The sequence below is a fragment of the Pseudogemmatithrix spongiicola genome (assembly GCF_030623445.1).
GTDB classification, from domain to species: Bacteria; Gemmatimonadota; Gemmatimonadetes; order Gemmatimonadales; family Gemmatimonadaceae; genus Pseudogemmatithrix; species Pseudogemmatithrix spongiicola.
Map to the genome: position 1 here is coordinate 2957862 of NZ_CP130613.1, position 22693 is coordinate 2980554.

Annotated in this window: 23 protein-coding genes; 15 read left to right on the forward strand and 8 right to left on the reverse strand. The window is 68.6% G+C overall.

Annotation, left to right across the window (positions count from 1 at the left end; translation table 11 throughout):
* The first annotated feature begins 113 nt into the window (after nucleotides 1–113).
* The 6 genes from Strain318_RS13545 to Strain318_RS13570 all read left to right on the forward strand — a co-directional run bounded on the left by Strain318_RS13545 (nucleotide 114) and on the right by Strain318_RS13570 (nucleotide 4180).
* Nucleotides 114–683, forward strand: a complete 570-nt coding sequence (locus Strain318_RS13545) for a hypothetical protein (RefSeq protein WP_367886230.1) — start codon at nucleotides 114–116, stop codon at nucleotides 681–683.
* Between the two features lie 50 nt (nucleotides 684–733).
* Entirely contained in the window at nucleotides 734–1195 is a 462-nt protein-coding gene (locus Strain318_RS13550; protein WP_367886231.1) for a hypothetical protein, read from the forward strand.
* Between the two features lies 1 nt (nucleotide 1196).
* Nucleotides 1197–1853: a hypothetical protein gene (locus Strain318_RS13555; RefSeq protein ID WP_367886232.1), complete on the forward strand. Its 657-nt coding sequence runs from the start codon at nucleotides 1197–1199 to the stop codon at nucleotides 1851–1853.
* Between the two features lie 122 nt (nucleotides 1854–1975).
* Nucleotides 1976–2326: a hypothetical protein gene (locus Strain318_RS13560; RefSeq protein WP_367887964.1), complete on the forward strand. Its 351-nt coding sequence runs from the start codon at nucleotides 1976–1978 to the stop codon at nucleotides 2324–2326.
* Between the two features lie 28 nt (nucleotides 2327–2354).
* Nucleotides 2355–2711 carry a DUF1304 domain-containing protein gene (locus tag Strain318_RS13565; RefSeq protein ID WP_367886234.1) on the forward strand — a complete coding sequence of 119 codons (357 nt, stop codon included), beginning with the start codon at nucleotides 2355–2357 and terminating at the stop codon, nucleotides 2709–2711.
* The gene (locus Strain318_RS13570; RefSeq protein ID WP_367886235.1) at nucleotides 2708–4180 is read left to right on the forward strand and encodes a M20 family peptidase; all 1473 of its coding nucleotides are present in this window, start codon (nucleotides 2708–2710) and stop codon (nucleotides 4178–4180) included. The genes Strain318_RS13565 and Strain318_RS13570 overlap by 4 nt, the downstream gene beginning before the upstream one ends.
* On the opposite strand, the gene Strain318_RS13575 is transcribed toward Strain318_RS13570, so the two are convergent.
* The 5 genes from Strain318_RS13575 to Strain318_RS13595 form a co-directional block, all read right to left on the reverse strand.
* Nucleotides 4177–6738: a M1 family metallopeptidase gene (locus Strain318_RS13575; RefSeq protein ID WP_367886236.1), complete on the reverse strand. Its 2562-nt coding sequence runs from the start codon at nucleotides 6736–6738 to the stop codon at nucleotides 4177–4179. The genes Strain318_RS13570 and Strain318_RS13575 overlap by 4 nt on opposite strands.
* A gap of 72 nt (nucleotides 6739–6810) precedes the next feature.
* A complete protein-coding gene (locus Strain318_RS13580; protein WP_367886237.1) occupies nucleotides 6811–7944 on the reverse strand; it encodes an alpha/beta hydrolase in 1134 nt (377 codons plus the stop codon).
* A complete protein-coding gene (locus tag Strain318_RS13585) occupies nucleotides 7941–9164 on the reverse strand; it encodes a RuBisCO large subunit C-terminal-like domain-containing protein (RefSeq protein WP_367886238.1) in 1224 nt (407 codons plus the stop codon). The genes Strain318_RS13580 and Strain318_RS13585 overlap by 4 nt, the downstream gene beginning before the upstream one ends.
* 6 nt (nucleotides 9165–9170) lie before the next feature.
* On the reverse strand, nucleotides 9171–10883 hold the full coding sequence (locus tag Strain318_RS13590; protein ID WP_367886239.1) for an alpha/beta hydrolase: 1713 nt from the start codon (nucleotides 10881–10883) through the stop codon (nucleotides 9171–9173).
* Between the two features lie 20 nt (nucleotides 10884–10903).
* Nucleotides 10904–11329 (reverse strand): secondary thiamine-phosphate synthase enzyme YjbQ, encoded by a 426-nt coding sequence (locus Strain318_RS13595; RefSeq protein ID WP_367886240.1) that lies wholly within the window; start codon nucleotides 11327–11329, stop codon nucleotides 10904–10906.
* A 36-nt stretch (nucleotides 11330–11365) separates the two neighbouring features.
* On the opposite strand from Strain318_RS13595, the gene Strain318_RS13600 reads away from it, so the two are divergent.
* Genes Strain318_RS13600 through Strain318_RS13615 form a run of 4 tightly spaced genes read left to right on the forward strand, consistent with a single transcriptional unit; the run spans nucleotide 11366 to nucleotide 15787 of the window.
* A complete protein-coding gene (locus tag Strain318_RS13600; RefSeq protein WP_367886241.1) occupies nucleotides 11366–11827 on the forward strand; it encodes a (2Fe-2S)-binding protein in 462 nt (153 codons plus the stop codon).
* Between the two features lies 1 nt (nucleotide 11828).
* A complete protein-coding gene (locus Strain318_RS13605) occupies nucleotides 11829–14075 on the forward strand; it encodes a xanthine dehydrogenase family protein molybdopterin-binding subunit (protein ID WP_367886242.1) in 2247 nt (748 codons plus the stop codon).
* Nucleotides 14076–14105: 30 nt separating this feature from the next.
* Nucleotides 14106–14540, forward strand: coding sequence for a hypothetical protein (locus Strain318_RS13610; protein WP_367886243.1), 435 nt, complete (start codon nucleotides 14106–14108; stop codon nucleotides 14538–14540).
* Nucleotides 14541–14575: 35 nt separating this feature from the next.
* On the forward strand, nucleotides 14576–15787 hold the full coding sequence (locus Strain318_RS13615; RefSeq protein WP_367886244.1) for a GGDEF domain-containing protein: 1212 nt from the start codon (nucleotides 14576–14578) through the stop codon (nucleotides 15785–15787).
* On the opposite strand, the gene Strain318_RS13620 is transcribed toward Strain318_RS13615, so the two are convergent.
* Nucleotides 15788–17092 carry a M24 family metallopeptidase gene (locus Strain318_RS13620; protein WP_367886245.1) on the reverse strand — a complete coding sequence of 435 codons (1305 nt, stop codon included), beginning with the start codon at nucleotides 17090–17092 and terminating at the stop codon, nucleotides 15788–15790.
* A gap of 73 nt (nucleotides 17093–17165) precedes the next feature.
* Here Strain318_RS13620 and Strain318_RS13625 point away from each other — a divergent pair, with 73 nt between their 5' ends.
* On the forward strand, nucleotides 17166–17609 hold the full coding sequence (locus Strain318_RS13625) for a hypothetical protein (RefSeq protein WP_367886246.1): 444 nt from the start codon (nucleotides 17166–17168) through the stop codon (nucleotides 17607–17609).
* A gap of 199 nt (nucleotides 17610–17808) precedes the next feature.
* On the forward strand, nucleotides 17809–19254 hold the full coding sequence (locus Strain318_RS13630; protein ID WP_367886247.1) for a NupC/NupG family nucleoside CNT transporter: 1446 nt from the start codon (nucleotides 17809–17811) through the stop codon (nucleotides 19252–19254).
* A 28-nt stretch (nucleotides 19255–19282) separates the two neighbouring features.
* On the opposite strand, the gene Strain318_RS13635 is transcribed toward Strain318_RS13630, so the two are convergent.
* Nucleotides 19283–19912 carry a helix-turn-helix transcriptional regulator gene (locus tag Strain318_RS13635; protein WP_367887925.1) on the reverse strand — a complete coding sequence of 210 codons (630 nt, stop codon included), beginning with the start codon at nucleotides 19910–19912 and terminating at the stop codon, nucleotides 19283–19285.
* Nucleotides 19913–20079: 167 nt separating this feature from the next.
* Here Strain318_RS13635 and Strain318_RS13640 point away from each other — a divergent pair, with 167 nt between their 5' ends.
* From Strain318_RS13640 to Strain318_RS13650, 3 genes are all read left to right on the forward strand, one after another.
* A complete protein-coding gene (locus Strain318_RS13640; protein ID WP_367886248.1) occupies nucleotides 20080–20667 on the forward strand; it encodes a DUF4142 domain-containing protein in 588 nt (195 codons plus the stop codon).
* A 78-nt stretch (nucleotides 20668–20745) separates the two neighbouring features.
* Complete coding sequence (locus Strain318_RS13645; protein ID WP_367886249.1) at nucleotides 20746–21003, forward strand: hypothetical protein; 258 nt, start codon at nucleotides 20746–20748, stop codon at nucleotides 21001–21003.
* A 122-nt stretch (nucleotides 21004–21125) separates the two neighbouring features.
* Nucleotides 21126–21836, forward strand: coding sequence for an energy transducer TonB (locus Strain318_RS13650; protein WP_367886250.1), 711 nt, complete (start codon nucleotides 21126–21128; stop codon nucleotides 21834–21836).
* Between the two features lie 13 nt (nucleotides 21837–21849).
* Here Strain318_RS13650 and Strain318_RS13655 read toward each other — a convergent pair whose 3' ends face one another.
* Complete coding sequence (locus Strain318_RS13655) at nucleotides 21850–22689, reverse strand: tetrahydrofolate dehydrogenase/cyclohydrolase catalytic domain-containing protein (RefSeq protein WP_367886251.1); 840 nt, start codon at nucleotides 22687–22689, stop codon at nucleotides 21850–21852.
* Nucleotides 22690–22693 lie beyond the last annotated feature (4 nt).

Sequence of the window (22693 nt, forward strand, 5' to 3'; positions counted from 1 at the left end):
GGTTGCGTGTCTCGACAACCCCAGCTTGGTGAGGCTACGCCCTGTGAACAACCTCCTGAGCAATAAGACCTAGGCCACTATCTATTCGCCGTACTTGCCTACACTGTCTCCATATGACTAATGACACGATCGTCTACCGGGTTGATGCAGACGATCGCATTGTCTCTGTCAGTTCCGCGTGGGACCCGTTCGCCATCGCGAACAACGGGCGCGAGGTCACGGCCTCATCGGTCTTGGGAAAGAATCTCTTCGAGTTCATCGGGGACAGGACCACGCGGCACATCTACCGGCAGATGCTGGCCCGCATCAGGGCCGGCGGAAATCTCCGCTATCGGTACCGCTGCGACTCGCCGGATTGCCGGCGACTCATGGAGATGCAGATCGTCGCCACGGCCGAGAAGGGCGGGGTCGAGTTCCGCTCGGTGACCGTGGAAGAGCATCCGCGCACCCCGATGGTGGTGCCGCAGGCCGACGGCGCCTTGGATCCGGACCCAGAGGAGCTCCAGCGCGCCTGCGGATGGTGCAATCGCCTTGATGTCGATGGCACCTGGATGGAGATCGAAGACGCGCTGCCGCGACTGCGGTTGCTCGAACGCGCATCTCCCCCGACGGTGACCCACGGCATCTGCGAGGACTGCCTTGCGCGGATGACGGAAGAGCTAGAGTTCGCGACGGGGGCATGACCCCGCGGCCGCATTAACGCGGCTCGCCCGTCTGGCGTATCTTCCATAGGATGCGCCCCCCCTTCGCGACCGCACGCCTCGCCCGCCGAGCGCTCTTCGCCATCCTGCTGCTCGGGGTAGCTGGCACGCTCGCGGAGCTCCTGCTCCTCAAGCACTTCGAGGACATCTGGCAGTTCGTGCCCGTCACCTTGCTGGGCGGCGCCCTCGCGCTGCTCATCCTGAATGCACTGACCGACGTTAGGCCGGCACGTCTCGCCCTTGATGGCGTCATGGCCCTGTGCATCGCCGCCGGCGTCGTCGGCCTCGCGATGCACCTCTCGGGCAATATCGAATGGGAGCTCGAGCGCGCCCCCGAGCTCACCGGCTGGCCGCTCCTCCGCGACGCCCTCATGGGCGCCACCCCGTCGCTCGCTCCGGGCGCCATGATCCAGCTCGGCCTCATCGGCCTGCTGCACGGCTACCTGCGCCACCGCGAGCTTCAGCCGACCTCACCATCCTCACCGGAGTCCTGATATGTCGCGGTTCATCGTTGCTGCCGCTGCCCTGCTGCTCACCGTCGTCTCGACCGCCGAGGCCCAGTTGGGCCGGCAGCGCGACCGGCTCGTCGAGCCGAACATCGCCGCGGACAGCACGATGCTGGCGCTGCCGTACCTCACGCCGACGATCGTCGAGGCCATCAAGGCCGCGCGGCCGATCCTGAGCATCGTGACCCTCGATAGCATCCTGACCGCGCAGCGCCTCACCAAGCCGCAGCGCGACTCACTGTACCGCCGGATGTTCGTGCACGTGGACTTGAACCGCGGCACCGACGCCGAGTTCCTGCTGATCCCCGGTGCCGGGCCGCGCATGCTGCGAGAATTCAAGGAGTACCGGCCGTGGACCTCGTACGCGCAGTTCGAGCGCGAGATTGGCAAGTACGTGCGCAATGTGCCCGGCGAAGTCGAGCGCCTCGAGCAGTACACGTTCATCGCCTTCGATCTGAACACAGCGACTGACGAGATCATGGCGACCTTCGCGCCGATTGCCGTCGGGACGCCGCGCTGGATCCGCGAATTCAAGGAATACCGGCCGTGGACCTCGCAGGCGCAGTTCGAACGGGAGATCGGGAAGTACGTCCGGCGCAATCCGACGGAAGTCGCGCGGCTCTGGCGGTATGCGATCATCCGCTGACCGGCGCTAGCCGCGCGCACCGCGGGACGGGGGCCGCACGCTTGCAGGCGTGCGGCCTTTGTCGTCTCTTTATGCGCATGAGCCAGCTTGCCGAGTTCCGTAGGTCTCCCCTGGGAAGGGCCGTGGCGTCTGCCGCCATCTTCGCGGCCTTCGGCGTCACGGTGCGGTACGTCTGGGGCGCCTTCGATCCAGAGATGCAATCGTGGTCGATGGTCGCCGCCGCGCCGCTGCTGGGACTGGTCACGTACCTGCAGGCCGTGGGCAAGCCCCGCCAGCTCGGGCGCTTCTTCGTCGGATTCGGAATCCTCGGGATCCTCTTCTGGACGGTCGCGATCGCCATCGGCACGCTGCCGGTCGAAGCGCGCATCGATTGGTTCTGGGTTGCGATCATCTCTGCCTTCCCCGCGGCGTGCCTCGTCCTCGGATTCCGCGAGTTGAGGAAGTCCTCGACGAACACCGCGCCCACCCAGTGAGCCTGCGGCCTCGTTTACGGCTAGAGCGATGCTCGCGATAGCGCGCCTCTCGGCCCTGCTGGTGGCCCTACTCCACGTCTACATCCTCGTCCTTGAGATGTTCTGGTGGGAGACCCCGCGCGGACGCCGCGCGTTCGGCACGACACCGGAGTTCGCGGCGCAGACCCGCGTGCTCGCCGCCAACCAAGGGTTCTACAACGGCATCCTGGCCGCAGGCCTCCTCTGGGGCCTGTGGCTCGGCGCCGCGGGTGAATCCGTCGTCGTGTTCTTCCTGGTCGCGGTAATCGCCGCCGGCATCTTCGGCGCCGCGACAGCCAATCGACGCATCCTGTTCATCCAGGCGCTCCCCGCCGCCATCGCCCTCGCCCTCACGCTGCTCTCATGAAGCGCATCCTCATCGCCATCGTCGTGCTCGGTCTCGCGCTGTTCGGTGTGCTCGCGGCCAATGCCCTGCGTGTCCCGGCGCCCGCTGCCGCGTCGGGGGCGTCCGACGCCATCGCCATTGACGTCGCGGCAGCCGCCGAGCGCTTGGCTGTCGCGGTGCGCTTCCCCACCGTGAGCGTGCAAAGCGGCGCGCCGATCGACACCGCAGAGTTCCGCGCGCTCTACGCGCACTTCGAGCGCGCGTATCCCGCGGCGCACGCCGCCATGCGCCGCGAGACGATCGGGGAGCTCTCCCTCCTCTACACCTGGCCCGGCAGCGACTCCACCGCAGCTCCCGTCGTGCTGATGGGCCACGTTGACGTCGTTCCAGTCACGGACGAGAATCGCGCCGAGTGGCTGCACGGCCCCTTCGACGGCACCATTGCAGACGGGTTCGTGTGGGGTCGCGGGACGCTCGACGACAAGGTCACAGTCGTGTCGATCCTTGAAGCGGTAGAGCAAATGGCGGCGGCTGGCCTGCGACCGGCGCGGACCGTGTATCTCGCCTTCGGCCACGACGAGGAAGTCGGTGGTCTCCACGGCGCACGGCGCATCGTCGATACGCTGGTCGCACGAGGCGTTCGTCCTGCGCTGGTGTTGGACGAGGGCGGGTTCATGACCTCCGGCGCGATTCCCGGCGTTGAAGGCGTGGCGGCAATCGTCGGCATCGCCGAGAAGGGCTATCTCTCGCTCACGCTGACGTCGCGGGCCAGCGGTGGACACTCGTCCATGCCGCCGACGCGCACGGCGGTCGGGGCGCTCAGCGCCGCCATCGATCGGCTGATGGCGAACCCGTTCCCCGCGTCGCTCGACGGCCCGACGGCGCAGATGATGACGGCGATGGCGCCGTACGTGCCGTTTGGCCAGCGCCTCGTGCTGGCCAACCTCTGGCTCACGGAGCCGTTGGTCATCCGGTCGTTGCAAGGCACGCCACTGGGCGGCGCCCTCACGCGTACGACAACGGCGCCGACGATGCTGAACGCCGGGGTCAAGGACAACGTGCTGCCACCTGAAGCGACGGCGGTGGTCAACTTCCGCATCCGACCCGGCGAGACCCGCGAGACCGTCATCGCGCGCGTGCGCGAGATCGTGAACGACACCATGATCGCCATCGCGCCGCGCGACTCCGCAACCGCCGATCCCTCAGCGGTCTCGCGCACCGACGTGCCGGCATACCAGCTGATCGAGCGCACCATTCGTGCAATGGTGCCGGATCGCAGCGTTCCGGTCCTGCCCTACCTCGTCATGGGCGGCACGGATGCCAAGTTCTGGAGTGCGCACTCCGACCGTGTCTACCGATTCCTTGCCGTGCCTCTCGGGGAGAGCGACGTCGCCCGCGTGCATGGCGTCAACGAGCGCATCGGCATCGAGGCGTTCGGGACGGCGATCGGCTTCTACGCACGGCTGCTCAGGAACCTCGACGGGCTCTAGCGGACCGTAGCGTCGCGGCCGCGACGCAGCAGGAGATCCCCGGCCTGCAGCATCTTCCCGCGCAGGCGAGGCGGATAGCCGGGGTGCTCCTCGAGGAAGCGCCGCAGCGTGTCCGCGGCCGCCGCCGACCGGTGCCCGTCGAGCACCGCGTTCATCCACCGCAGCGGGAAGAAGATGTCACCCGTCTGCTGGATCTCGAGCACGAGGTCGAGACTCGGACGCAACAGCGGCAGCGATGCCTCCGCACGCAACGGATGGTTCAGGTGCCCGACTGCATCGAGTACCCACGACTCCTGCCGCCGGTTCTCAACCACCTTCAGAGTCTCGAAGAACGCGGTGCGCACCGCCGGGTCCGCGTTCAGTGCCGGCCGCACGAAGGCGAGACGCGCGCGCCGATCCGCATTGGTGATGCGCGAAGCCTCCTCGTCGAGAATCTGCTCCGCATTCGGCAGCCCCCGCAGCGCCAGCGCCTCGGCGAGCGCCGTATACTGCTGTTCGGAGAGCGGCAGGCCCGCCGGCGGCTTCCGCGTGCGCCAGATCTCCTCTAGCCGGGCGACTCCATCCGGAGTCAGCGTGGCGGACGCGATCGTGCTGAAGAAGGCGCCCTTCCGGCCTGGGGTCGGCGCACGCTCGAGCGCCCGCCACAGCCGCCGCTCGACTTCCGGCGCCACGCGCTGCCGCAGGCTGTCATCGAGGAACGACCAGTACGTGAAGCGCAGGAGGCCCAGTACCTGTGAGGCAACGAGCTCCTCGCGTTCCGTATCGATGGCGACGAGTGTCGCGTCCAGCAACGCCGCGGGCTCGAGGACGCCGGCGATCAACTCTTCCTGCAGCGTTTGCCACGCGACGGCGCGATGCAACGCCTCGGGGAGCGTATGCACGCGGTCGAGCAGTGCGCGTCGCGACGCGGAGTCCAGGGCAAAGCGTCCGTACGCAACGCCGTCGGCGCCACCAAGCAGGATGCGCGGCGACTGGATCGGCTCGGGTAACCGCAGGGTCAGGATGTCACCGGCGAAGTTGCCGCGCAGCAGCGCGACCTTCTCGTCCGTGATCAGCGCATAGCTGAGCTGCTGCGGCCACCGGAGGCGGCGATCCGGCCAGGTATCGTTCTGCGTGATATGCAGCGTGCCGTCCTCCACCCACGCCGTCAGCGTCGGGCGCCCGGGCTCTTCCACCCACACGCGGCTCCACGTCGTCACGTCCATCGGGCTGAGCGAGTCGAGCACGGACACCAGGTCCGGCCACGTCGCGTTCCCGAACCGATGCCGGTCGAGATAGATGCGCAGTGCGTCGCGGAAGGTCGTGTCGCCGACCATCGTCTCGAGCTGCTGCATAACGATGGGCGCCTTCTGGTAAATGATGGCGCCGTACAGCGACCCAGCCTCGCGCAGGTTCTCCAGCGGCTGGCGGATCGGATTCGCACCCTGCGTGCGATCCACGCCGTACGCGGCGGGATGGTGTGCCTGGAAGAAGCGCAGACGCTGGTCGACATCCGGGAACGAGGGTCCGACGATCTTCGCCGCCATGAAGTTCGCGAAGACCTCCTTCATCCACACGTCGTTGAACCATTCCATCGTGACGAGGTCGCCGAACCACATGTGCGCCGTCTCGTGCGCGATGAGACTCGCACGGCCCAGCTCCTGCGTGCGGCCGGCGGACTCGTCGAGGAAAAGACTGCCCGCCCGGTACCACACCGCCCCCGGATGCTCCATGCCACCAAACTGGAACGCCGGCACGGCAAAGAAGTCGAACTTGGCGAACGGATAGGGGATTCCCGTGTACTCCTCGAGCCACGCCAGCGCCGCCGCGTGCAGATCGAAGACGGCAGCGGCGTTGCGGCGGACGCGCGCGCTGTCCGTCTCGCGGTGATACATCGTGAAGCGCCGGCCGTCGCGCTCCGCCGTCTCCTCCTGCAGCACGCCGGCGGCGAAGGTCATCAGGTAGGTGCTGATCGGCTCGGTCTCCGCGAAGCGCAGCACTTGCCGTGATGCGTCGCTGCTGTCGCGCGAGACCAATGGCCCATTGCTGACGGCCTTCCATGCCGCCGGCACGGTCAGCGTCAGGGCGAGCGTCGCCTTCAGGTCCGGCTGCTCGAACACCGGGAACGCCGTCGACGCGCGGTCGGGCACGAAGAGCGCGTAGAGGAAGTCCGCGTTGCGGTTGAGGGCGGCATCCGTGCTCCGGAAGCGCACGCTGACGACGTGCTTGCCGGTCTCCAGCAACCGCGGCGGCAATACGATGTGATCCTGCACGAACCGCGGTTCGATGCTCGCGCCGTCGAGCCGGACCTCCTCCACGTGGTCGGCGGGCGCGCGGAAGTCGAGCACGAGGGGCTTGCGCGCCTCGCTCAGCGTGAACGCGATGTCAACGACACCCGTGACCGCCGAGTCTTTCTCGGCCGGAATGTCGAAGTGCGCGTCGTAGCGGAGGTCGGAGATGGTGCGTGCACGGTACTGGGCGAGCTCTCGGGCGACGCCTGGCTCGACTGCGTCACCGCAGCCGAGGACGAGACTCCCGAGCGCGAGCGCGAGTGGCAGGCGCAGAAGGCGGTTCAGCATGCGCGGAAGTTGCGCCGCGCATCGGGCGCCGGCAACGGGACGTGTCCCGATGATTGCTTCCGGCGAGGGGGCTTAGCAGCGCCCTGCGGCACTCGGCGCGGGCACCGCGGTGGGCTGCAGCCGCCAGCTTCCGTTCGCCGCCCGCTCCGCCGTCCCAAGCGTCAGCCGGCACTCTGCCGGACGTTGCGCCCCTACTATATGAACGAGGTCGAACAGCGCGGCGCTTTTCCGGCGCAGCGCATGCCGCGTCCCGAACGTGTGCACCAGCCAGGAGTTGGCGTACTGCCCATCGGTCATGTCCACGGACTCGACCCCCGGAAACGCGGGGACCTCCCGTCGACCACCGGCCATGCGACCGGCCCGCTCCGAGTCGTTCACCATCTCCGAGAAGAACAGCACGCGATCATCGGCCGAGGCGTAGAGCAGCAGTCGCTGCGCGAGCGGTCGCACGGCCGGCACGATCGAATCGCCGAACCGCTCCAGCGCGATATCGGGTGAGACAAACGCCACCGCACGCAACGGATCCTGCGTCAGCGCGGCGCGCAACGCGCTGTCTTCGCGGAAGGTCTCCCCGACGAGTTGCCCGCCGAGGCTGTGGGCGACGAGCATGAGTCGCGCTCCGCCGGTGGCCGCGTGCGCGGTGCCAAGGGCCTCGGCGAACGCCGCATGGCTCGCGGCGGCGGCGGTCGAGTCCTGGCGATACGCTGCCGTGAGAACCTCGCCAACGCGCGGCCACGCGACGCCTGAACCGATGGACGGCCATGCGAAGACGAGCCACGGCTGGGTGCCGCGCGCCCGGACGCGCGCCAACGCCGCATGCTCCCAGAGATCGCGGAGCGAGGTGCCGTACCCGTGCGTGTACATCACCGCAAACCGATGCGGTTCGTCCGGTCGCGCGGCACAGCCGCCGAGGGCGCCGAGGAACGCCTCGCGGCTCAACACGAGGGAATCGAGGATCTGGATGCGCGCGCCGTCCGTGACCGGGTCATCGAGTACGGGGCGCCGCGTGAAGACCATGCCATACTCGAGATGGTCCGACAACCGTGCCGCGTCGCGGCCGTTCTCGCGTGCACGCGCCGAGATGTAGAACAACGTGTCCACGAGCACCGGCGCGTCGGCACGCCCAAGGATCGGACGGCACGCGCTTGTCGACACGGTTAGCGCCGCACCCGCAAGCACGAGCAGCAGCGAAGCCCGGCCCTTCATGTCGCGAGCTGCGTCCACGCCGCGCGCACGCTCGCCGCGCCACCGCGCGGCCCATCCGCATGGCCGAAGATCCCGCGCCCGCACACGAAGCCGAAGTCGCGTGTACCGATCGTCGCATACACGCGCGGCAGCGTCTCCGCAGAATCACTGCCGCCCGGCACGGGAAGCGCCGGTTGGATCGGGCCCATCGGCTCGAGACAGGCGCGCACGTTCGCCATCACCTCGTCCTCTGGCACCATCATGCGATCGCCAAAGCCGGGCATGATCACGGCATCCGCGCCGCAGAGACGCTGCAGCTTCGTGAGCACCCGAGCATGCACCCCATACCCGGGCACGCGCGTCAGCGCCGCGACCATCGGGAAGTGCGCGAACAGCGGCACCCGCGCGTGCTCGCGAAGCATACGCAGGCCGCTCAAGCCCACGGGCAGCGCATTCACCAGCAGCGCCCCCGCACCGCGCGACACCGCGACGTCATGCAGCTCACGGATCCGCGAGACCTCGTCCGTGACGTTCGCCATGTACAGCTTGCGTGCTCCCGTTGCGCGCTCCGCGCGTGCCCGGGCCTCCCCCATGCGCTGCGCCCGCTCGGCGAGCGGCGACCAGTCGATGTCCGCGAGCATCTCGTCGTCCTTGGCGATGTCGAGCCCGCCAAGCCACGCCTCTTCCGCGATGGCCGCGAACGCCGCCGGCGTGAGGCCGATGTTCGGCTTCACCACGCCGAGGAAGATCGGGCGGTCGTGGGCATCGAGCAGCTGGCGCAGTCCCGCCACGCCGAATTGCGGCCCCGGGAACTGCGCGAGATATGCGTCGGGAAACCGGATGTCATCGAGTCGGATGACGGGTACGCCGGGCACGTGGTACACGCCTTCGCCGAGCACGGCCGAGAGCAGGTTCGGGATGCGCGGCCCGAAGTTGCCGTGCGGATGCGCGACGGTCACGCGTACACGGTGCAGCGGTCCAGCGGGTGCACCCGGCACAGGAAGGCTCAGCGCCGCGATGGGCTCGGCTTCAAGGGCGATCACCTTGGCGGCATGGCGCGGACGGTAGTCCTCGTCCACGCCGACGCGCTGCCATTGCGCGGTGGACTGCTCGGCGCACAGGTGTGCCGCCGCCGCCCGCGGGTCGCCGCCGCACTCGAAGGTGTAGTCGAGCTCGAGGTATTGTGCGGCGTCGAGCGTGTGGCGGTCGGCGAAGAAGGCGTCGATGTCGGTCGGCCGCATCGTGCCTCAGTAGCGCCAGCTACGCAGATCTGATCCTGGCGGCGCCGTAAGCAGGATGCGCTCGAGGGCCCAGGGGAACACCATCTGCGGATACCGCAAGCGCGAGTACGCATTGCTGCGCGTATGGTCGCCGTTCCAGCAGTGCTCATCGCGATCGCCGTAGTCCACGACCGCGTCGGCGGGCGGGCTGGCGCTGCGCAGGAACTTCTCCACCTCGTACACGGCGTTGTTCAGGTAGTAGTTGTCCATGTCGCCGACATAGATGCGCAGCTTGCCGCGCAGCTTCGGCCCCAAGGTCGCCCAGTCTCGCTGCAGAATGTGCGAGAGGTCCCAGTTGTCGCGCCAATGCCGCGCCACGGCGGTATCGATCACGCCGCTGCGCTTGTCCCAGATGCGCGCCGGATAGCCGTCGGGCCCGACCGGCGAATACACGCTCTCCCACACGTCGAACTGGTCACCCGAGCGCGTGTTGCTGCCGAGGGCGAGCTCGCGACGGTTCATGTCTTCGACCGTGGCGGTGATGTGACCGAGGTAGTTGCGTTGCGCGGGTCGCCGCGTGCGGCGGAACGGGCCTTCCGTGTAGTACGCGTTGCGATCGGCATAGATGTTGACGGTCGTGTAGTGCCGGAAGTCGATCGGGTCCGGACAGGCGATCCACGCACCGTTGAAGAAGTCGGGATAGAACATCTGCACGGCCATCGCTTCCCAGCCGCCGGTCGAGCCGCCGTACGTGAACCGCGCCCAACCCTGCCCGATGCCGCGGAAGCGCCGTTCGATCTCCGGGATCAGTTCATGGTTGATGGCATCGCCGTACGGGCCGTTGTTCGCCGAGTTCACGGCGTAGGAATCATCGTAGAACGGCGTCGCGTGCTGGATCTCGACCAGCAGCATGCGCGGGAAGCCGGGACCGGTCCAATCCCTGTAGAGCTGGTAGGCGAGCTCCTGCTGGATGCGATTGTAGCCCCGCAGGTTAAAGCGCGTGGAGAAATCCGGGGCCAGTGTGGAATCCGGCGGCGTTTCCCGCCAGCCGCTCACGCTCGACGGGAAGTGCCCGTGGTTGATGACCAGCGGATATCGCGCATCGGGATGCGTGTCGAAGCCCTCGGGCAACAGCACCCAAGCGGCGAGGTACATGTCCGTGCCCCAGAACTGCGAGAGCCGTTCGGAGCGGATGCGGACGTACTTCACGTACTTGGTCTCTTGCGCAGCGAAGTCCGCGACCGGCGGAATCTCCTCCGTCAGCTCCAACGCGATGCGGCTGTTGGCGGCGATGGTCACGTTCACGGGTCGCGAGTACAGATTGCCCGGCTTCCGCGTCAGCTGCTGTCCTTCCCAGCGGTCGGGTGGGAGCTTCACCACATGTCCGTCCGCGCGTCGGAAGGTCTGGTAGCGGTTCACCAGCGCCTGTACGCGATACCGGCCCGGCGGCAAGTCGCGCAGCGACTCGATCGGATACCCGAACGCGGCCGCATCCACCATGACCGGGGTGCCGGGCCGCCAACCGTCCACGTCCGTGCCGGTCACCTGCGCCGTCGTGACGGCGTCGCTGGCGCGGAAGCGGGGTTCACCCGTCGTGTCGGCGCTGATGTACAGGAGCACGCGTCCGTCGATCGGCGCGTCGGAGCGCTCGGCCGGGAACGTCACGGTGAAGCGCGGCCCTTGGGCGTCGACGATCGTCGGCGCGAGGAGCAGTGCAGCGGCAAGCAGGACTGGACGCACGAGAACCTCGCTGAAGATGCCTACTCCCCCAACAACTGCACATGTATCTCGCGCCGTTCGCGCGGCCCGTCGAGTTCCACGAAGAACAGCGCTTGCCACTCTCCGAGCTGGATCGTCCCATGGACGACCTGCACGTTCTCGCTCGCCGGCATGAACAGCGCCGCGAGATGTGCGTGCGCGTTGTTGCGACCGTCCACGGTGTGCTGGTTGTGCTCGTACGCGGCGTCGGTGGGCGCGAACCACTGGAGGTGCCGGATCATGTCGCGTTGCAGTGCAGCGTCGCGCTCATTGATGACGATGCGCGCCGTCGTATGCGGCGTGCTCACGGTGAGCAGGCCGTTCGCCATCCCCTGCGCCTCGACCCAACTGCGCACCGTCTCCGTGACGTCCACGAAGGCGATCGCGGACTCGGTCCGGATATCAAATGAATGGCGACGCAGCTGCATCGGTGAAATATTCAGGGAACCCCTGCCCCTTCGCCAATGCGCCTGACCGTCAACGGCACCCCGCACGAGCTCGACGTCGAACCCGAGATGCCTCTCTTGTGGGCCCTCCGCGACGAACTCGGCATCACCGGGCCCAAGTACGGCTGTGGCATCGGCGTCTGCGGCGCCTGCACCGTCCACGTGGACGGCAAGCCCGTGCGGAGCTGCTCGACGCCCGTGGGTACCGTAACGAAGCCGGTTACGACCATCGAAGGCTTGGGCAGCCCCGAGGCGCTGCATGCCGTGCAACGCGCGTGGATCGAGGTCCAAGTCGCGCAGTGCGGCTACTGCCAGTCCGGCCAGATCATGACCGCGGCCGCGCTGCTGGCGCAGAATCGCAACCCAAGCGCCGCCCAGATCGACGACGCCATGCAGGCGCACCTCTGCCGCTGCGGCACGTATCCGCGCATCCGCCAGGGTGTGTTGCGCGCCGCCGAGCTCCTGCGCGAGGGCCGCTGACATGGGCAAGGTGAAGACCATCGCGCGCCGCACGTTCCTCATCGGCTCGGCGGCCGTGGCCGGCGGACTCGTCGTCGGCTGGGCGCTCGTGAAGTGGCCGCTCCGCAATCCGCTGCTCGACGTCCTCGATGACGACGACGCGACGCTGAACCCCTATGTGAAGATCGACCCGAACGGCATCACCATCATCACGCCGCGTGCCGACGTGGGCCAAGGCGCCTACTCCGTGCAGGCGATGCTGGTCGCCGAGGAGCTCGACCTGGAGTGGGGCAGCTTTGCAGTCGAGCCGGGGCCGCCGAGCAAGGCCTACTTTAACGAGGCGGTGCTGCCCGAGGGCATGCCGTTCGCGAGCATCAACGACGGCTTCGTGGCGCGGCAGGGCCGGGCCTTGGGCGGTGCGATTTCGAAGCTCATCGGCCTGCAGATCACCGGCGGCTCGTCCACCGTGCCCGACGCCTACGAGAAGTTGCGCGCGGCGGGTGCCGTGGCGCGCCTGATGCTCCTCGAGGCGGCGTCACGCCGCACGGGCGTTCCCGTAGATCAACTGAAGACCGAGAACGGCCACGTCGTCACGCCGACCGGCGAGCGCATCCCCTACACGTTGCTGGCCGCCGAGGCCGCACAGATCGATCCGCCGTCCTCCGTGCAACTGCGCGATCCAGCGCAGTGGAAGTTCCTCGGCAAGCCGATGCAGCGGCTCGACATCGTCGCGAAGAGCACCGGCACGGCGCAGTACGGCATCGACCTGCGGATGCCGGGCATGGTCTACGCCACGGTGCGGACCAATCCGCGCCTCGGCGGCAGCATGATCTCGGTGGATGACAGCGCCGCCAAGTCCGCGCGTGGCGTGATCAAGGTCGTCCCGATCACGAATGGCGTCGGCATCATCGCCGACAATACATGGCGTGCCTTCCGCGCGGCGGCGCTGCTGCAGCCGCAGTGGGGCGACGCCCCATACCCGAAGACCAGCGCCGAGATGTTCCGCATCGTCGGCGAGTCGTTTACGGACGATCGGCGCGATTCGCGGTTCCGCAACGACGGCGACATCGAGGAGGCACTCGCCGCCGGCGGCGCCTCCGTACATAGCGCCGAATACAAACTGCCGTACTTGGCGCACGCGCCGCTCGAACCGATGACTGCCGTCGTGAAGTTCACCGGCGGCAAGCTCGAGATCTGGACGGCCACGCAGATCCCGCGCTTCCTCGTGCAGTGGGCGGCCAAGACCGCGGACATCGACGAAGACAACGTGACGCTCCACGCGCTCATCGCGGGCGGCAGCTTCGGTCGCCGCCTCGAGGATGATTACGTGCGGCAAGCCGTGCAGTTGGCGATGGCGCATCCCGACGTCCCGATCAAGCTCACCTGGACGCGCGAGGAGGATTTCACGCACGACTTCCCGCGCCCGCTGGCGATGGGCCGCGGCCGCGGCGTCGTGCAGGATGGCAGGGTCGACGCCTTCGACCTCGGCATCGCGGCACCCGCGACCACGGCGTCGCAGATGTCACGCATCGGCCTCTCCACACCCGGACCGGACATCTCCATCGTCGCCGGCGCCTGGGATCAGCCGTACGCGATTCCCCACTACCGCGTCACGGGATACCGCGTGCCGGAACTGGTGCCCGTGAGCTCGTGGCGTTCGGTCGGCGCGAGCATCAATGGCTTCCTGCACGAGAGCTTCCTCGACGAACTCATCCACGCGGCCGGCGCAGACCCGCTGCGCGAGCGCATCCGGCTCTGCATGCATGAGCCCTCGCGGCGCGTGCTCGAAGCCGTGGCGGAGATGTCCGGGTGGGGCAGCCCGATGGGCACCGGTCGCGGACGCGGTGTGGCGCTCACGGTCTCGTTCGGCGTGCCGGTCGCCGAGGTCGTCGAAGTCACCGATACCCCGGACGGCATCCGCATCGACCGCGTCTTCGTCGCGGCGGAAGTCGGGCGCGTGCTCGATCCAGTGAACTTCGAGAACCAGGTGCAGGGCGCGGTGATCTGGGGGCTCGGGCATGCGATGCATGCGGAGATCACGTATGCCGACGGCGTCGCCGAGCAGACGAACTTCCACCTCTTCGAGACGATGCGCCTGAAGCAGGTCCCGGAGATCGTCGTGCGCGCGCTCGAGGCGGGTCCCGCCGTCCGGGGCATCGGCGAGCCACCGGTCCCGCCCGCTGCGCCGGCGCTCGCCAACGCGATCTTCGCGGCCACCGGTGCCCGCGTGCGCGAACTGCCGATGCGGAAGTCCGTGCGCTTCGCGTAACCCAGCGGCCGCGACCTTCGTAGGGAAAGCATGCCCTACACCGTCCATTACGACCCCAGCTGCGGTACGCTCTACACGGCGCTCAACGGCGTGGTGGACTTCACGACGGTCGCCGCATGGGAGGCGGAGCTGTACGGTGCCGCGCGGTCGCTGCCCGAAGGCAGCCGCTTTCAGGTGATCGAGGACCTGCGTGGGTACGAGGTGGGCGAGCAGGAACTCGCGGTCCACAAGGAGATGCGCGAGGTCACGCCGCGCTTCTTGGCGGCCCACGGCTTCGTCGTCGGCTTCTTCCGGTTGTATGAACGGGTTCCGCCGGAGCCCACGGAACCCCGGACCTGCACGCGCGTCGTCCACCTGCACCATGACGCGCACAAGATGGACCGCTATCGCGAGCTGTTGGCGAGCCCCGAAGAGAGCTTCTTCTCCGACGTCGACGCGGCACGGGACTGGTTGGCGCGCCGCTGAGTCGCTCGCCGCGCGAGGCGACGGTACCTTTTGGTATGCAGCCTGACGCTCCTGGCGACGCTCCAGCCGAAGCCCCCGTTCGTGCCCCCCGCCGCTGGTCGGACTCCTTCAGCAAGGGCGCGCCGAAGGCCCCGATCTGGTCCGCGCCCGATCCGGCACTCGCCGCTGCCGGTATCGAAGGTGAGTACGTCGTGGCCCGCGTCCGCCTGGTCGCGATGCTGCTGCTGCTCATCTCGCCGACCTACAGCCTCCTGGCGTCGCGCGGTGAAGACCCCATGCATGTGGCCGGCTTCGTCGTCACGCTGCTCGCTGCCGGCGTCTCGCTCGCCATCTTCTTCCGCCTCCGCAATGGCGCGTGGCGCCCGTGGATCGGCTTCGCATCAAGCGCCTTCGACGTCACGATGGTCTCGGTGGCGCTCACCAGCTTCTTCATCGTCGCGTCGCCGCTGAACGCCATCAACTCGACGGTCACGTTCGAGATGTACTTCTTGGCGCTCGTGGCGACATCGCTCCGCTACGACGCGCGCATCTGCATGGTGGTCGGCGGCTTGGCCATCACGCAGTACGGCGCGCTGTGGGCCGCGGCGGTGGCGAGCGGGAATCTCACGGCCGTCGAGATGACGATGCGGGCCGGTCCCTACATCCCCGTCGATCTCTTCACGCGGTTGATCCTGCTCGGCATTGCGACGCTGCTCGCCGTGAGCATCGTGCGCCGTGCCCAGCGCCTCCTCTACCTCGCGTCCCGCGACCGCCTCACCGGTCTCTTCAACCGCGGCCACTTCGACCGCGCCCTGGTCTCGGCCATGGACCAGGCCACGCGCGACAAGACGCCGCTCGCGCTCGCCTTGATCGACGTCGACCACTTCAAGCAGGTGAACGACGGGCACGGCCACGCCGTCGGCGACCGCGTGCTCGAGCAGGTCGCGGACCTGATGGGGCGCTCGATGCGCCGCACTGACATCGTGGCGCGCTACGGCGGTGAGGAGTTCGTGATCCTGTTGCCGAACACCACACGCGAAGCGGCCTTCCATCGCATCGAGGCCCTGCGCCGCGAGATCAGCGATTTTCCCCTGCGCATGGACGACGGACGCGTGCTCCGCATCGACTTCAGCGCCGGCGTGGCCGCGACGCAGGCCGACGGGCCGATCATCGACCCCAAGGTGCTCGTCGATGTCGCCGACCGGCGGCTGCTCGCCGCCAAGCGCGCCGGACGCGGGCGCTGCTTCGGTAGCGACAACGTCGCGTGATCAGCGCCGCGGGCGGATCAGGATCAGGCTGTCCTGCGGCGGCACGAGCCACTCGGCGCCCGTCGCCGTGATGACCACCATCTCCTCGGGCGACAATGTCTTCGTGCCTTCGCCCCACGTCGTGCTGCCACCGGGCAAGGCCCAGGCGTAGAACCCGTCGAAGGCAAAGGTCATGCCTTCGCGCAGGGCACGCGTCTCGCGGCGGTTGAGGTTCGGCCCCGCGTCATGTGCCCAGTAGCCGACACTGTGGCCCGTGCCCCACGGCACGCTCGCCGAGCCCGCGCGGTTCATGACCACGCGCTGCGCGGAGTCCACCTGCGCGCCCGTGACCCCGGGCCGCATCGCCGCGAACGCCGCGCGACTGCCGGCCCGTGCATGCTCCCAACGCCGTAGGTCCTCCGCCGGCACCGCTGACTCCCCGGGTCGCAGCACATAGGCGAAGCGCTGGATGTCCGTGACCCACACGTCCCACACCTTGATGCCGAAGTCGGTCTGGATGAAGTCGCCGTGCTGGATGACGCGATCCGAGGCGTGTGAGTGGCCGCGGTCTGGCCCGGAGTTCACGCTCGGGTTTTGCGCGGGCGACCACCCATCCTCCACGCCCAATTCGCGCATGCGCCGCTTGAGGAAGCGCGCGACATCGGAATCCTTCGTGACGCCCGGCACGACGGTCGCATACGCTTCCGCCTCCAACTGCGCCGTAAGCGCGGCAGCACGCTGCATGATCGCCACCTCGGCCGGCAACTTCACCTGTAGCCAGAGCTCGACCAACTCCTCGCTTGGGACCAGCCGTGCCGTCCACTCGGATCCGAGCGCTCGCTCGAGCGCGATCCGCTGCGTGTGGGAGAGGCCGTCGGTGACGTTCTCGCTGCCGCCGCTGTTGATGGCGATGCGGCGGGCACCGCTCGCGCGCAGGCGGCTCGCCACGGCATCCATCAGTGCGGTGGACGAGTTCCGGTCGTAGACGACCACGGAGTCGTGCAAGCCGAGTTCACGCAGGGCGATGGCTTCGCCGAAGCCGGAGATCATCACGGACCGCACACGGTCGCCGTTCCGGACGAACACGACGGCGGCGGGCGACCCGGCGTTCTCGCCGCCCACGTGCAGCGCCAGCGGGTCGTTGGCATTCTCGCGGAGAAAGGTCACCCATGCGTCGACGTTTGCTTCGCGCATCGCCTGCGGCAGCAGGCGCGTGATGCGCTCGCGGCGGATCTCGGGCCACGGACTGGGGCCGGTGAAATCAGAGGGCGCCTGGGCCACGAGGGGCGCGGTGGCGAGAACGGATGCCAGGAACAGTCGACGCATGTCAGGGAGACGGCTCGGGTCTTCCGAAGTATGCCCGGCGGCGCGGCGCGAGGGAACTCGGCAGATTTCCCGCATGCCTGAACGTCCCGCCGTCAGCCTCGATTGGTCCGAAGGGCGCTACTTCGACCGATGGATGCTCGTTCACTTCATCAGCGGGGTGGCAGGCGGCTTCAGCAATCGCTGGTTCGACCTGACGACCCCCATGGTCTTCGCGGTCGCTTGCATCGTGATGGGCATCTGGGAGCTCGCGGAGTGGGTGTCCGGCGTCACGGAGAGTTGGACGAATATCCTCCTCGATATCGCGGTCGGCTGCGCCGGTGTGGCGGTTGCGCTGGCGATTGCCGCACGGCTCACCCCGCGGGGCGAGGTCGTCGCGTTCACGACGACCTTCGCCCTCGCCGCCGCAGGCAGTGCGCTCGGCTGGTTGGCCTATCGCCGCCGGCGCGATCGGCGTGATGGTTGGGCTGGGCGAGGACGACGCGCATCGGCAGGGGTCCGCGGGGTCAGGGGACGTTGACGGTCCGGCTGGCGGGACAAGTTGCCCTTGAGCCGCCAAGGCCCGTCAGAAGCGAAGCGCGGATTCTCCCTGAGGGAGATTCCGGACAACCGCGAAGGCCTTCGACATGCCGCCCTGCTCGGCGTAGCTTTGTGGCGTTGTCCGCCCTCTTGGTCGGCCTGAACCGAATCGTTGGCGCCCCCCGTCCTTCGGAGCCCTGATGTCGCTCGCCTTGCCGTGGCTGTATCCGCTCGCCCAAACCGCTGCTGAACGCCTCGCGTCCGCGCGCGACGGACTCGACATCCCCTTGGGCCAGCGCCTGATCGGCCTGCTCGGCATCGCCGTGATGCTGGGCATCGCCGTGCTGCTCTCCAGCGACCGCAAGAAGATCGACTGGCGACTCGTCGGCGCCGGCGTCGGCCTCCAGACGCTGTTCGGCGTGCTCGTGCTCAAGACCGAGATCGGGCGCCAAGTCTTCGCCAAGGTCGGCGACTTGATCACCTCGCTCCTCGGCTTCCAGGAGCAGGGCGCCCGCTTCGTCTTCGGTAACCTCGTGCAGTCGAGCGTGCCCGTCACCAACGCCGACGGCAGCACGATCGAAGGCGCCACGCAGGTCGCCCAGACCGGCGCCTACTTCGCCTTCAACGTCCTGCCGACGATCATCTTCTTCTCCGCGCTGATGTCGGTGATGTACTACCTCGGCGTGATGCAGATGATCGTGAAGTCGCTGGCCTTCGTCATGCAGAAGACGCTCAAGACGTCCGGCCCCGAAACGCTCAGTGCGAGCGGCAACATCTTCCTCGGCCAGACGGAAGCGCCGCTGCTCATCAAGCCTTTCGTCGGCACGATGTCACGCAGTGAACTCAACACCGTGATGGTCGGTGGCTTCGCGACCGTCGCTGGCGGCGTGCTCGCCGCATACGTCGGCATGCTCTCCGGATGGTTTCCGGGCATCGCGGCGCACCTGCTCGCCGCCAGCGTGATGAATGCGCCCGCCGGCCTCGCCATCTCCAAGATCCTGCTCCCCGAAACCGAGGAATCACGCGCAAAGGCCGCCTCACTCCGTGAAGCGGAAGCCGCGATGAAGTCCGCGGAACCCGTGCCGCCGCGCAAGCGCATCTTCCAAATCGGCGGCCACAGCGGAGAGAGCGGCATGATCGAAGCCGCCGCCAACGGCGCCGCGCAGGGCGTGCAACTCGCCATCAACGTCGCCGCGATGCTCATGGCCTTCGTCGCGCTCGTCGCCCTCATCAACGCCATCCTCGGCTGGGGCGGCGCGCTTGTCGGCATCGACGGCCTCTCGCTCCAGAGCATCCTCGGCACCCTGCTCCGTCCGCTCGCGTGGGTGATGGGCGTGCCGTGGCAGGACACGCCCTACGTCGGCTCGCTGATCGGCCTCAAGGCTACGCTCAACGAGTTCGTCGCCTACGCGCAGTTCGGCGCAGACCTCGGCGCGGGCCAAGTGCTCGAGCCGCGCTCGGCGATCATCCTCACGTACGCGCTGCTTGGCTTCGCGAACTTCAGTTCGATTGCGATCCAGATCGGTGGCATCGGTGGGCTGGCACCGGAGCGGCGCGGGGAGATCGCGCAGCTGGGGTTGAAGGCGATGATCGGTGGCAACCTTGCGGCGTTTACGTCGGCATGCCTCGCCGGGATGCTCGTGTGACCTGACGGGGCGGTCACCCGCCCTGCGATCAGGCCGGCAGCGGCACTTCGAAGCCGCAGCGTGGCCGCGCGGCGTGGTCGCAGACGGAGGTCACGCGAGTCCCCGCGACTTCGCCGAGCAGGGACTCGACGGCACGGCAGAGTCCCGGATGCTGCGACACGGCGTCGCCGAGCGGACAGGCACCGCAGCCGCGGATGATGACGCGATCTGCGTCCGTCTCCGCGCGCGCCTCGCCGCCGAGGATGGTGAGCGCGTCGATCGCCGCTTGCACTCCCGCCGTCGGCGCGGCGTGCGCGGGATAGCCCAGCGCCCGCGCGAGCCGTTGGCCGACCGCGTGCATCACATCCGGCCCGAGGTCGGCCGGCGCGCGCGTCGCCAGTTCGTCCAAGACGGCGAGCAGCACCGGGGCGTATGCCCGGGAGAAACCCACCTCGGCATCCGGATGGATCTCGTACACGGTGGCTGGCTTCCCCGCCCCCGCGCCACGTCGAACCCCCTGCTGACGCACGAGTGCGTCGCGCTCAAGCGTCGAGAGGTGCGAGCGCACGGCGTTGTCCGAGAGCCCCAGGGCGCTGGCGAGCTCCTCGACGGTACTCGCCCCCCGGCGCAGCAGGGTCACGATTCGTCCCCGAGTCGTCTCGAAAAAGCGTCCATCCATCGCCGTTGCCGCCACGCGAGAGCCTCCATCCGGTGATAACTGCACAAAAACTAGTCAAAATCCGCCAATTCCACAATAATCACCATTTCATATTGACTTATTTGTTTTAATGGGGTATCGTCACTGCGCAGGCCATTTCACCCCCCCATTCCTCGGAGATGCATCATATGAAGCGCTCACTGATTGCCGTCGCGGCCACCGGCCTCGCCATCACCCTCGTCGCCGCTGCGCCGGTTGGCGAGCCGACCTCCGCGGACTCCGCGGCCGCGCCGGTCGCTGACGCCCGCCTCCTCGCCTCGCTCGACGATGCCACGATCGTCGCGATCTTCGACGCCGCGAACACGGCCGACATCGAGACCGGCCAACTCGCGGCCCAGCGCGGACAGTCGCCGGAGGTCCGCGAGTTCGGCGCGATGATCGCCCGCGACCACGCCGCCGTGCGCCAGATGGGACGCGACCTCGCCAAGAAGCTCGGCGTGACGCCGACGCCGCCAGCCAACGACGCCGCCCCGGCCGCGCACGCGACTGCGATGCGCGAGCTGCGCGCCGCCCGCGGTGCCGCGTTCGACCTCGCATTCCTGCGTCACGAGGTCGCGTTTCACCAATCGGTGATCGATGCGATCAACTCGACGCTGTTGCCGGCGATCCAGAACGCCGAGTTGCGCGAGTTGGTCACGAAGGTGGCGCCGGCGTTCGAGGCGCACCGCCTTGCCGCGGCGACGCTCGAGCAGAAGCTCGCTGGCGCGCGGCGCTAGGACCATCCGACGCGACACGAACGGCACCGGCGCGCCGCACGGCGCGCCCTCCTCGCGGCGGGCATCGTTGGCGCCGTCGTGCTCGCGGCCCCCGTCGCCTGCAGCGACGGGGGGCCCACGGGTCCGGGCATCGCGCGCCTCATCGAGGAAGGAAAGCGGATCTTCCGGTACGACACCTTCGGCGATGAGCAGTTCTGGACTGACGCGCTGCCGCAGGGCCTGAAGGATGCGCTCCTCAAGCTCGACGCCGTCGTCGCGCACTACGAACGCATCTTCTCACTCAGCCTCTCGGCACAGCAGCGGCCTGACCTCGTCCAGTACCTCAAGTCGCTGTGACACCCTGACCACCTGTCCTCCACGCAGTCTTCACGCAGCCTTAACCATCCCGTAACGGAACCGCCGGGGCCGGCGCAATCTCTGCGGCGTACGATCTCCCAAGACCCTCACGGGAGACCAGCATGCTGACGACCCTGATCGCCTCGCGTCCGACGCAGCACACGACCGCCAACGGCACGGCGTTCAGCCTCGCCCTGCACCTCGGCGTGATCGCGACGATGCTCGTCGCCACCACACAGCGCGACGTCTTCACGCCGCCGTCGAGCAGCACGCGCATCGTGCCACTGGTGGCACCCGCCTCGCCGCGTCCCGCGACGCCGCAGCGTCCGCAGGCGGCGCCCCCGCGGACCAGCCACACGCCGAGCACCACGGCGGCCGTCCCGGCGGTGGACGTGCCGCCGGTGAGCATCCCGACGGACGTGCCGACGGGCCTCCCGACCGACTACGCGCCGCCGATTGACCTCCCCGCCGGCGACGGCGGACTCGGCGCGCCGTCGCCGGGGAGTGACGCGACGCCGCTCGGCAGCGGCGACGGCGTGCTCGGTGCGGAGTCGGTGGACGTGCCGGCCGCGTTGCGCGCTGGATCGCCGCTGCCGCGGTACCCGGAGATCCTGCGCCAGTCACGCATCGAAGGGGGCGTGCGCGTGCGCTTCGTGGTGGACGAGAACGGCCGCGCCGAGCTCGGCACACTGACGGTGCTCGAGAGCACGCACCCGGCCTTCATCGAAAGCGTGCGCGCCGTGCTGCCGCGCCTGCGCTTCACCCCGGCGCGCGTGGGGCGCGACCGCGTGAAGCAGGTGGTGGAGATTCCCTTCGGCTTCGTCGTGCGCTGAGCCGCGCGGGCGCTCAGCCCCCGCGCTCGGCGAACACGAGCACGCGCTCGAGCAACGCCGAGATCGTCATCGGGCCGATGCCGCCCGGTACCGGGACCATCGCGTCCAGGTGCCGGGCGGTCGTCGCGTTGGCAATGTCGCCGCGCGCGCCGGGGTTGAAGTAGCCGACGTCAATCGCCACGGCGCCGTCCGCGAGCATCATCGCGTCCACGACACCGGGCACGCCGGCCGCCACAATCACCACGCCAGCGTTGCGCACACGCGCATCATCGGCGGCGGCAGCAGGCGCAACCAACGCCGACATCTGCGCCCCGCGCCGCGCGAAGGCCTCACGGAACATCTCGGCGAACGGCGACTGTTCCGCGACCACGACGCCGCTGCGGCCCTCGAGCGCGATGCCGGCCTCGTCCACGAGATGCAGCGCCGCGCTCACCGTCACCGGCGGCAACGCGGACGCGTCGGCGAAGTACCGTTCGACCTCAACAGGCGCCATCACGTCGACATCCAGCGACGCGGGAATCATCGCCTCGACCGCGTCGCCCCACGCAGGGTCGGGATACGGAAACTGCACGAACAATCCGTCGAGGCCAGGCGTCGCACGCAGGCGCTCGGCGGCGGCCAGTGTGTCGGCGAGTGTCGCGCCGAGCGGGACCGCCGCGACGTCGACGGCGATCCCGCAGGACTCGGCGGCCCGGAGCTTCGGCGCCACGTGTGGAACCCTCCCACTGGCGTCGGCGAAACCGAGGATGCCCAGCAACGGCGCGCGCCCGCGCGCGGCAGCCAGTGCCTGCGCGCGGGCGCGGAGCCCGGGAAGTCGCCGCGCGGCCAGCGCGGTCCCGTCAAGGATGATCACATCG